Origin of the sequence: Thermocladium sp. ECH_B, from assembly GCA_001516585.1 — an archaeon.
Lineage (GTDB): Archaea > Thermoproteota > Thermoprotei > Thermoproteales > Thermocladiaceae > Thermocladium.
The window spans coordinates 1-9051 of record LOBW01000072.1; the positions used below are offsets into that span (position 1 = coordinate 1).

Below are 9051 nucleotides of genomic sequence, written 5' to 3' on the forward strand. Positions count from 1 at the left end.
CTGCTAGGACAATATACGGCATGGCCGCTGATGGCCACTTGCCTGATGCATTTCTTAGATTAAATAAGCACAGGGTACCCATGTATCCAATGATTGCTGCACTATTAATAGGCCTAGTATTCCTGCTTCCATTCCCCACTTGGTTCGCCATTTCCTCATTCATAACGTCGACCACCGTATTTACCTATATAGTGAGCGGACCGGCCTTAATGAGCTTCAGGAAGATTATTCCGGATATTCCTCGTCCACTTAAGTTGCCTGCTGCCTCCCTCATAGCGGCGATAGCATCGATAGCATCTTATCTAATAGTTTACTGGAGCACTTTCTACACGCTTTGGTTCGTGTTCGCATTGGTTATAGGTGGATTACCGGTGTTCTATATGTACACGATGGTTAATCGTTACGGCGTTAATAGGACTAATGCCACACTGGCTGGATTAATTTACTGGGCAGTATTAATAGCCTCCACATACTTCTTAATATATGTACCAATAATAGCGCCCACGGGTTGGCCTTCTTCCTCTCCGTCTACTATCCCATTAACTGCGGGAGCTGCAATAGACTTCACCGTATATATATTAATAACTTTGGCAATGGTTGCTGGCTTCACTTTATGGCTCTCCTCCTCAACGCCTAATAAGGATGCTGCTAAGCATGTGAAGGCTGGTTGGTGGGTTGTCGCGGTTATATTCACGTCAGTTATATTGTCGTTCCTTGGCTCGGCCAATTATGGACTTGTATTCACTACGGCGGTCATACCGTTTCCATGGGATGTCGTTGTCGCGGCCCTCGTCGCCTTGGCTCTTTACTTCTATGGTACTTATAGTGGTATATTAACGGATGACTTAATCATTGCCTTAAAGGAAATGGGCGTGGTTAATATACCTCAACAGGAGAAGTAATGGTTTTCACTCATCAATAAAACAAAAATATTCCTCTCTTTGTTTGGACAAGAAGATTTTTTAACTTTGATATTTCTCAATGAGTATAATGGATGATATAGAGGACGTGATCAATAGAGTAGAAAGAAGAGTCTCATCGCCCAGTTTCTCCAGGGCTGTTGGTAAATCAATAGCTGATGATATACTGCTTCTAATAAAGGCTTTGAGGAAATCGAGATGCGTGGTTTCACTGGATTTAAATGAGGCTGAGCGATTGTTGAATGATTATTATATTGCAGAGCATAGGGTTAAGGACTTAATGAGGAGAACAATTGAAGTAATGCTGAATAAGTATGGGGATAGATTAAGGGAAGTGTATCCGCTTCTGCCAATGGAGCTCCGTGACGCGCTTAGGTCTGCAGCTAATACTGATGATTACTTAGATAGGTTGATTAATTCATTAATTGATGAATTAAGGGGGCCCGAGCAAGATTTGGTGGCGCTAGTTAAAAATGCAAGGGAGGTGAGCAGCAAGTGCGGCGAGTGACTGCCTCGGCTCCTGGAGTGGTTAAGCTATTTGGGGAGCATGCCGTGGTTTACGGTAAACCGGCAATAGCTATGGCAATAAACAAGAGGCTCTATGTTGCCGCTGTTCCTAGAATGGATGGGCATGTAAAGATAGTGGCCAGGGATCTCAGGACGAGGGGATTAATGATTAATATGGGGGAGAACGGCGAGATAGGCATAGAGACGGAGTACGGCATTGCGTTGAATGCAGTATCTTATTTGAGAACGGCCATAGATACTGCGAGAATGTTTCTTGGAGAGAAAAGNGGAATTGAATTAGATGTATCATCCGAAATGCCGGTCGGCGCTGGACTAGGCACATCAGCAGCAGTGGCTGTCGCATCAATACGAGCATACGCCGAAGCATTTGGTTACTCTATAAATAATGAGGAGGTTGCGAGACTTGCCCATGAAGTTGAGAAAACGGTGCAAGGCGCGGCGAGCCCCATGGATACAACCGTATCCGCCTTAGGCGGAATTCACTTAATAAGCACGAATGGTCGAGAAACCATAAAGGCGGGCCCCCTCCCCATTGTTATTGGGTATGTTGAGCGCGAATCAACCACAAGGGACCTAGTTAAATCAGTTGGGAGCTTGAGGAGCAAGTATCCATCCATTATTGATTTAATAATGGATGCCATAGGCGAAGTAACCAAGATGGCTAGGCATGGACTGGAGGCCAATGACTTAGGAACAGTGGCTGACCTAATGAATATAAATCAAGGATTACTGGAATCGCTTGGAGTATCAACGGGTCGGCTTTCATCCTTGATCTACGCAGCAAGGAGGGCTGGGGCAATTGGCGCTAAGTTAAGCGGTGCGGGCGGTGGCGGCATTGTGATAGCCCTTGCGCCTAATGCGATTAAGGAAGTGGCGATCGCCATGGAGGTTGCCGGCGGCCACTCCATGATTGTGGATAAAGATGAACATGGAGCTAAGATAGACTGAGCAAATTATGTTATTAGTTATCTCATTTTCATTTCTTGTAACCGATTTTACGAAGTAATTCCCGCCTTTCTGCTGCATCTTGCTCGGATTCCACGCCCAATGGTGATTCCCCATCTATTACTCCTATTACTCCTCTTCTATTGGGCTCCTCCTCAGCAATTATTATGCTTAGTGGATTAGCTGTTGCAGCATAAATAGTGACTACTTCATGAACGTTTTTTATCGCGTTTAATATATTTATGGGATACGCATTCCTGATGAATATTACGAATACGTGGCCAGCAGCTATCTTGCCGCAGAGACGAATAGCTGCATCCCTTAACTCATTATCGTTACCATCATGCCTGATCAACCTCTTTCCACTGGCTTCGCAGAAAGCCAAACCGAACCGTATGCCTGGAACCGATGTAACCAATGCCTCATATAGGTCCTCAATTGTCTTTATGAAGTGGGCCTGACCCACTATTACATTGGAGTCAGTTGGGTACTCTACTTTAACTGTCTCTAGCTTCATGGGATTAATCCTCGGCTATATTTTTAAAATTAATTTTATGATGAAGAGAAGAGTGCCCCGCTCTTCAAGGAGGAAAGGAAGTGATTTTTATTCTTGATTTGCAATAATGCTTTAAACCGTTTAAAAAGCAATTAATGCATGGATCAACGCTCGATTAAAGCTGCAATTAAGAATTATTGGCGGACTAATGGAGTGCAGGACGTCAAGTACATAAAGGTAAGGCTCGGCAATAAGGGAGATAACGCATTGATAAGCATTGGGATATACCTTGAGAAACCCATTAGCTTCAATATATTTAGGGGATTCATAGAGCAATTAAGCAATACAACAGGTATAAATGAGTGGAGCATATACGCGCCACACGGTCGAGAAATAAAATTAATAGGTGAACAGAAAAACAAGGTTAATCCCAAGTCCAAGCCATAAGCGATCTAGGTCTCTTAATAGTATGCTCTCGTTTGCATTATAAATTTCTAGAAAAGGTCTACTCCAGGAGATCTGGATGTCGAGGCTCATCCATTTTTCTCATTATTGAGTAAGGAGTCCAGGCTAGCGTGAGATCAGTGATTCCCTAGAGTACTTTTATTCGTTTTCCCCTTAAGTAATGTGTGCTGGCTATTATTAATGAAGCATATAGGGCCATTAGCGATGCTATTAATGCGTAGTTACCATAGTAGTATGAGAGGAGGCGAAGGATTGCTGATGCACCTATTAGGGCTGGTATTTCTTCGCTGTAATTCTTGGGCCATATCCATAACGTGCCCGGCAATAACATTGGCACGCATAGGGATAGCATTATTGGCGCTAGGAATCCCAGCGCTAATGCGTGGAAGTAGAGGATGCTGGGCCACTTCATCAATATAGTGGCTCCAGCGGCTGGTATGCCAATGGTCATGGCCACTGCTAATCCCACTGGTAGTGCTGAGGATAAATCGCTTCTGGGGAGACTACTTGGTAGGCTGAGGGAGAATATTATTAGAAATAGAAAAATTACTCTAGCATAGTTAATCCATAGCAACGATGCAATTATTGGATACAGCGGCAACACTAATAAGTCAAGTTTTCTCATCCTCATTTTACCATTGACTCTCCGTAATAGGCTAATCACCGATGCAATGGGGAATCCAATTAATCCCCATTGAAATCCAGTAAATGATGCTCCCAGCACTCCAAGTAGGCCAACTAACGTGAACCAATTAGGGAAATATAATGGCTTTGATCCTAGTCCATTCTGCATAAATATGGCAATGTATAATAATGCCCATGAAGCTGCAAGGGGTCGCCAAAGCCATGTCCCCACCATTAACGTAATGCTCCATGTAATCGATACCATAGCCATGGCGATCGACGCCATCTTGTCGGGCATGAAATTGGTGANACCCGGGTGTTGGCTGTACATTATGCCTATGTAGAACATGGATATCGCAGCCATCATTATCTCGCCATGTATGTTGTAGGAAAACATTGATAACATGGGTCCGATCAATGCTAGAATTAAGCTCATCCAAAGCATTAATTGTGAGACGCGTATTTGGAATNGAAACATTCTGTGATAAATGCTTGGACTTAATTCCTGCTTTGTCTTCCCCAGCATCGAGTTACCGATTTTATGAAGCAAATAAAAATTTGGCCTTCGTGGATAACAGGGGCGTCCTTAATTATCCAATTAATTGCCGCAAATATCGATTTAAAACATGGTTCTATTGGATTTCTTCCTCTTCATTTTTTAGTTTCAGTTTCTGGACGCATTCACCGCATGCATATACCTTGAACTTGGAGCCAAGTGGCTTAAAGTAGTATTGGACTATATGGGCATCCCTATATGTGATCTCCCTTAGGCAATAAAAACAGATTATTGACCATCGCTTAGCATAATTCCTCATTAATTATTGATTAGATGCGAATTCTATATAATCCTATTCAACAAGGAAGAAGAAGTGCTAGCCACAATTAAGGTTATTAATGATAAATGCATTGGATGCGGCATTTGTTGGAGTGTGTGCCCCAAGGCAGTACTAGCAGGGGAACTTAGGCGAGTTGTAATTATATTAAATGAAACCTCCTGTCATGCTTGTTTTTCCTGTCAAAATAATTGCCCAACCAATGCAATAATGATTATGCCAACTCATAATTGAACTATATCATCCCCGTGATAGAAAGAGCGGTAAATCTCGCCCTTTAGGGCGGGAGGGAGTCAGGAGTCTTAACTAACTATTATCTCTTCGTTATTCATTACGAAATCCGTGAAAGTCGATGCTCCATCAATTATGGGGTCCAGGGCCGATTTATCTATTCCCAAGGCCTCAAGCATTCCTATGCAAACATATATATGAAGCTTGCCCAACTCCTTTACGTTGCTTAATATGTTCATATAATCCATGCCGCGTTTCTTCAATTCCTGCATTGAATCTATGTTCCTATTAACAATGAATGCATTAACCGCCCGTCCCGTGATAAATACATGAACCTCATCCCCCCTCAAGACAAGCGATGCTACTAGGGATGCGCTGACATAAAGGTCGACATAATCATCGCTTTTAATCAATACTCCAACCATGCATTCACATAGCCAAGCCGATTTTATTATTACGCTAATAATGCATAAAATGCCTTCCTAGGCAATTTCATTTCTGGTAAGTACTTCTTAAAGATGGGAACTCATTTGGTGGAGCGTTAACTTAATTAAGGGACTTGTTTAAATACTTCTTTAAATGGCTAGGATAGATAAGCTAAGCATTGAATTAGAGGCTGTGGAGTTGATAAACATAATGAGAGGATTATTTAACTACTCCTTTAGACAATTATCGGAGATCCTCGACGTGCCTGAGAGCGTGCTTTGTAGGTACGCTAATGGGGATATCTTGCCATCATCTGAGACTGCCATGAATATAGTAAAGAAGTTAGAGAATAAACTTGAGTTGCCCAGCATAATGCCAATGCTGATTAAGAATAAGGGCGATTACATTGATCTAAGCAACGTTATCTTCAACCCATACGTGTTAAAGCTGTATGAGAAACGGGTTCAAAAGGTATTTGGCCAGCATAATATAACCAGCGTAGTCACTGTAGCCACTGATGGCATACCATTAGCGGTAGTGGCAGCCAGCGCGCTCCGGGCTCGACTAACTATAGCCAAGCAATATAAGGACGCCGGCTTCGAGGATTTCTATGAAGCCTCCTATATAGTGGACTCCCCGCCTCGACGCGTTAGCATATATCTACCCAGGGAGTTGCTGGGCAAGAAGGATAAGGTATTAATAGTTGATGATATAATGAGAACAGGAAGAACTATTGATGCGTTATTGAGCATTATAGACGAGGCAGGTGCTGATATAGGTGGTTTCTCCATACTTGTCGCTAGACAAAACGGCGTTCTCGACTTCATACGAAGCAAGATAACAGCCCCTATCGATGTTCTTTATCTTCAATGAAATCCATTATGGAGCGCGTTCTTCCCTTAATTAAATTCGATGCTTGCTTTAAGTCATTCACTATGGCTTGCCTCAGCGATGGATTATATATGGCCGCGGCTGGATGATATGTTGGAATCACCATCAACTCATCTGATCCTATTCTGATGTTATGTGGCTTTCCTCTGACGCTGGAAATAGAGTTAATCTTCACGCCGCTTATATATAGTAGGGACCTCGTGCTGTGTTTCCCCATTGTTATTATGAGCCTTGGTTTCACTAGAGCTATTTGCCTAATTAAGTAAGGCAAGCATGCCTCCTCCTCATGGGGCAGAGGCTCCCTGTTCCCAGGGGGTCTACACTTAACTATGTTTGTAATATAAATATCGCTCCTCCTTANTCCAGCCTCCCCCAGCATTTTATTAAGTAACTTGCCTGCAGCTCCAACGAATGGTCGCCCCTCTAAATCCTCTTGAGCGCCGGGAGCCTCGCCTATTAACATGATTTCGGCTGTTAATGGCCCCTCACCCAGCACTGGTTGTCGCCTCTCCTTATATAGGTCGCACTTAGTGCAATTGATTACCTCAAGCCGAAGCTTATCCCACTCNCTCACGTATTTATATTAGCCGATTCCAATATAAACATAGCTTACTAATTATCGCTTATGGTTTTTAATCTATTCAAGAGGTTTAGCCCAGTAGGTAATAGTGAAGTATTATCAGATCCCACCAGAAATAATAGTGAAGTATTACCTGACCCCTCAATCTACAAGGGAAAGAAGCTATATATGGGGAATCAGTATAAAGGCATTATAATTGGTGTAGGCGTCAAAAAGGGAACAAAGGAAATAGTTCGCTTCAAGGTGAGTAATAATGGAACGGAGGAAATCATAGAATTTAATGATAAGCGTTATCCTGCTCCCATATTGATCATATACGAGGTGAATAATGATGAAAAGGGGAGAATTGAGATCATGGACTTAAAGGGTAAGCGTTATCCTGCTCCCATATTGATCATAAAGGATACGTCTGAGGGAATTCCGGGCTCGAACGATGGGGGAGTAATCCAGGGTAATAAAGGCAATGATAAGGTCATAGCGGTTGGCGGGAAGAGTGATGAAAAGGAATCGATCAAGAAAATGGATGAAGAGATACAAGCGTTAATCAAGGAAATGGATGAAAGGATTCAAGTAATTAAGAATAGTGAGGAAAGGATTCATAAGGCAGTTGAATGGATGATGACCAAGAAGGATTTAGATAATGATGAACGTGAATACATACGTGGATACATGGATCACGCCAAGAGAGAGAAGGGAGAGGCGGTTAATCGCTGTAGGGAATTATTGAAGATATTCATTAATAAAATAGATAAGGTTAAGGAGGCTCTTGATTTAAATAGATCGAAGGCAAATGAATTAGAGATGAGAAAAGAGATAAATGGGAGGCTGGATCCCGATGATGAGGACAAACTGGCGAGAATAAGGGCAATCATTAATGAGGAGATGGAGTTGCTGAGTAAGCTTTATATTAAGCAGAAGGAGTATGAGAAATGGTGCAGCAGCAATGGTTCGACCGTCGGTTAATCCATTTCTATTGATTTGAACTTCAGATTAGCTAGTTCCCTCTTATCTATGAATCTATTGGTTAATGGATCGTATACGCCCAGTACTTCGTGCTCCGTATTTGATTTGCACTTAACGCAGTAGAGGTACAGTTTCCCGTTAAAGTGGGATAAGTCAAATGCCACATTTAACTCCTTCTCAGTATTGCACTTAGTGCACTTAATCATCCACTTAGTCAATTAGCCTCACCTTGCTAGTCGTTTCAACATCACTCTAACCAACTCATCAGCCGGGTTTTTATTAGTTACAGCGGTTAATTCCTGCCAATCAGGGCTTCCATTCACCTCGAATATAACATAGCCGGACTTGCTTTCACCGACGTCGACTCCACCATAAGTTAACCCCAACGCCTCCACGGACTTAATTGATATTTCAGCTAGTTCTGGATCAACCTTATCGCACGCGACGCCGCTTGCTCCTTGGGCAATATTAGTCTTCCAGTTGCCATTAGTGGATATCCTGTACATNCATCCATGCACCTGCCCATCAATTACCATGATCCTTATATCTCGACTGGGCTTCTCTATGTATTCCTGTAAATAAATGGGTCTCCTAAATGTGAGGAGGGTCTTCATTACTTGAAATGCCACATCGGCATCGGTTAGCCTAACGGAGCCAAATCCACGCGAGCCCTGTATGGGTTTTATCACGGCATCGCCCCACTGCCTCATTATTCCATATGCGTTTAATAAATCCTCCGTCACTAAGGTTCTCGGCACCCTAATCCCCCTCTTGCTAAGCACCAGAAGCGTCTCCATCTTATTCCTCGTCCTTAGCAATCCATCAACTGTATTAATTATCTCCACGCCCATGNCCTGCATTGATCTGAGCAATGATGTTCTATAGAAGAACTGCTCCACGTCTATGAATAGNCCTAGGCTCCTTAGGAAAACGCCATCAATGCCGGCCGGCTTTCCCCTAATGGATATGGATAACCCATCATTGCCGACAATTATGGCGAACCTAGATAATGGTATATACCTAGCAGTGAGACCCCTCATTCGAGAGAACCTAACTAGATCTCTGCTGGGTAAATCAGGTATAGGTGAGTCACCGACCACCGCTATGCTATATGCTATGCCAAGTCACCTCTATTCAAGCCTTAAAAAA

Annotated in this window: 12 protein-coding genes and 1 pseudogene; 6 read left to right on the forward strand and 7 right to left on the reverse strand. The window is 42.9% G+C overall.

Annotated elements, in window-relative coordinates:
• From AT710_08070 to AT710_08080, 3 genes and pseudogenes are all read left to right on the forward strand, one after another.
• Positions 1–902: pseudogene (locus AT710_08070) on the forward strand.
• An 88-nt stretch (positions 903–990) separates the two neighbouring features.
• The gene (locus AT710_08075; GenBank protein ID KUO90871.1) at positions 991–1428 is read left to right on the forward strand and encodes a hypothetical protein; all 438 of its coding nucleotides are present in this window, start codon (positions 991–993) and stop codon (positions 1426–1428) included.
• Entirely contained in the window at positions 1425–2396 is a 972-nt protein-coding gene (locus tag AT710_08080) for a hypothetical protein (protein ID KUO90872.1), read from the forward strand. The genes AT710_08075 and AT710_08080 overlap by 4 nt, the downstream gene beginning before the upstream one ends.
• A 28-nt stretch (positions 2397–2424) precedes the next feature.
• Here AT710_08080 and AT710_08085 read toward each other — a convergent pair whose 3' ends face one another.
• A complete protein-coding gene (locus AT710_08085; protein KUO90873.1) occupies positions 2425–2910 on the reverse strand; it encodes an adenosine monophosphate-protein transferase in 486 nt (161 codons plus the stop codon).
• A gap of 138 nt (positions 2911–3048) precedes the next feature.
• Here AT710_08085 and AT710_08090 point away from each other — a divergent pair, with 138 nt between their 5' ends.
• Positions 3049–3336, forward strand: coding sequence for a hypothetical protein (locus tag AT710_08090; GenBank protein KUO90874.1), 288 nt, complete (start codon positions 3049–3051; stop codon positions 3334–3336).
• A 145-nt stretch (positions 3337–3481) separates the two neighbouring features.
• Here the strand turns inward: AT710_08090 and AT710_08095 are convergent, their stop codons facing one another.
• The 3 genes from AT710_08095 to AT710_08105 all read right to left on the reverse strand — a co-directional run bounded on the left by AT710_08095 (position 3482) and on the right by AT710_08105 (position 5467).
• Complete coding sequence (locus tag AT710_08095) at positions 3482–4504, reverse strand: hypothetical protein (GenBank protein ID KUO90875.1); 1023 nt, start codon at positions 4502–4504, stop codon at positions 3482–3484.
• Positions 4505–4610: 106 nt separating this feature from the next.
• Positions 4611–4793 carry a hypothetical protein gene (locus tag AT710_08100; GenBank protein ID KUO90876.1) on the reverse strand — a complete coding sequence of 61 codons (183 nt, stop codon included), beginning with the start codon at positions 4791–4793 and terminating at the stop codon, positions 4611–4613.
• Positions 4794–5113: 320 nt separating this feature from the next.
• Complete coding sequence (locus AT710_08105; protein ID KUO90877.1) at positions 5114–5467, reverse strand: hypothetical protein; 354 nt, start codon at positions 5465–5467, stop codon at positions 5114–5116.
• A gap of 154 nt (positions 5468–5621) precedes the next feature.
• Between AT710_08105 and AT710_08110 the strand changes: the two genes are divergently transcribed.
• Positions 5622–6341 carry an adenine phosphoribosyltransferase gene (locus AT710_08110; protein ID KUO90878.1) on the forward strand — a complete coding sequence of 240 codons (720 nt, stop codon included), beginning with the start codon at positions 5622–5624 and terminating at the stop codon, positions 6339–6341.
• Here the strand turns inward: AT710_08110 and AT710_08115 are convergent.
• Complete coding sequence (locus tag AT710_08115) at positions 6316–6933, reverse strand: DNA polymerase (protein KUO90879.1); 618 nt, start codon at positions 6931–6933, stop codon at positions 6316–6318. The genes AT710_08110 and AT710_08115 overlap by 26 nt on opposite strands.
• A 51-nt stretch (positions 6934–6984) precedes the next feature.
• Between AT710_08115 and AT710_08120 the strand changes: the two genes are divergently transcribed.
• Positions 6985–7902: a hypothetical protein gene (locus tag AT710_08120; protein KUO90880.1), complete on the forward strand. Its 918-nt coding sequence runs from the start codon at positions 6985–6987 to the stop codon at positions 7900–7902.
• Here AT710_08120 and AT710_08125 read toward each other — a convergent pair.
• Both AT710_08125 and AT710_08130 read right to left on the reverse strand, forming a co-directional pair.
• Complete coding sequence (locus tag AT710_08125; GenBank protein KUO90881.1) at positions 7899–8120, reverse strand: hypothetical protein; 222 nt, start codon at positions 8118–8120, stop codon at positions 7899–7901. The two genes, AT710_08120 and AT710_08125, sit on opposite strands and share 4 nt — an antisense overlap.
• Before the next feature lie 6 nt (positions 8121–8126).
• On the reverse strand, positions 8127–9020 hold the full coding sequence (locus tag AT710_08130) for a RimK family alpha-L-glutamate ligase (GenBank protein KUO90882.1): 894 nt from the start codon (positions 9018–9020) through the stop codon (positions 8127–8129).
• Positions 9021–9051: the final 31 nt, after the last annotated feature.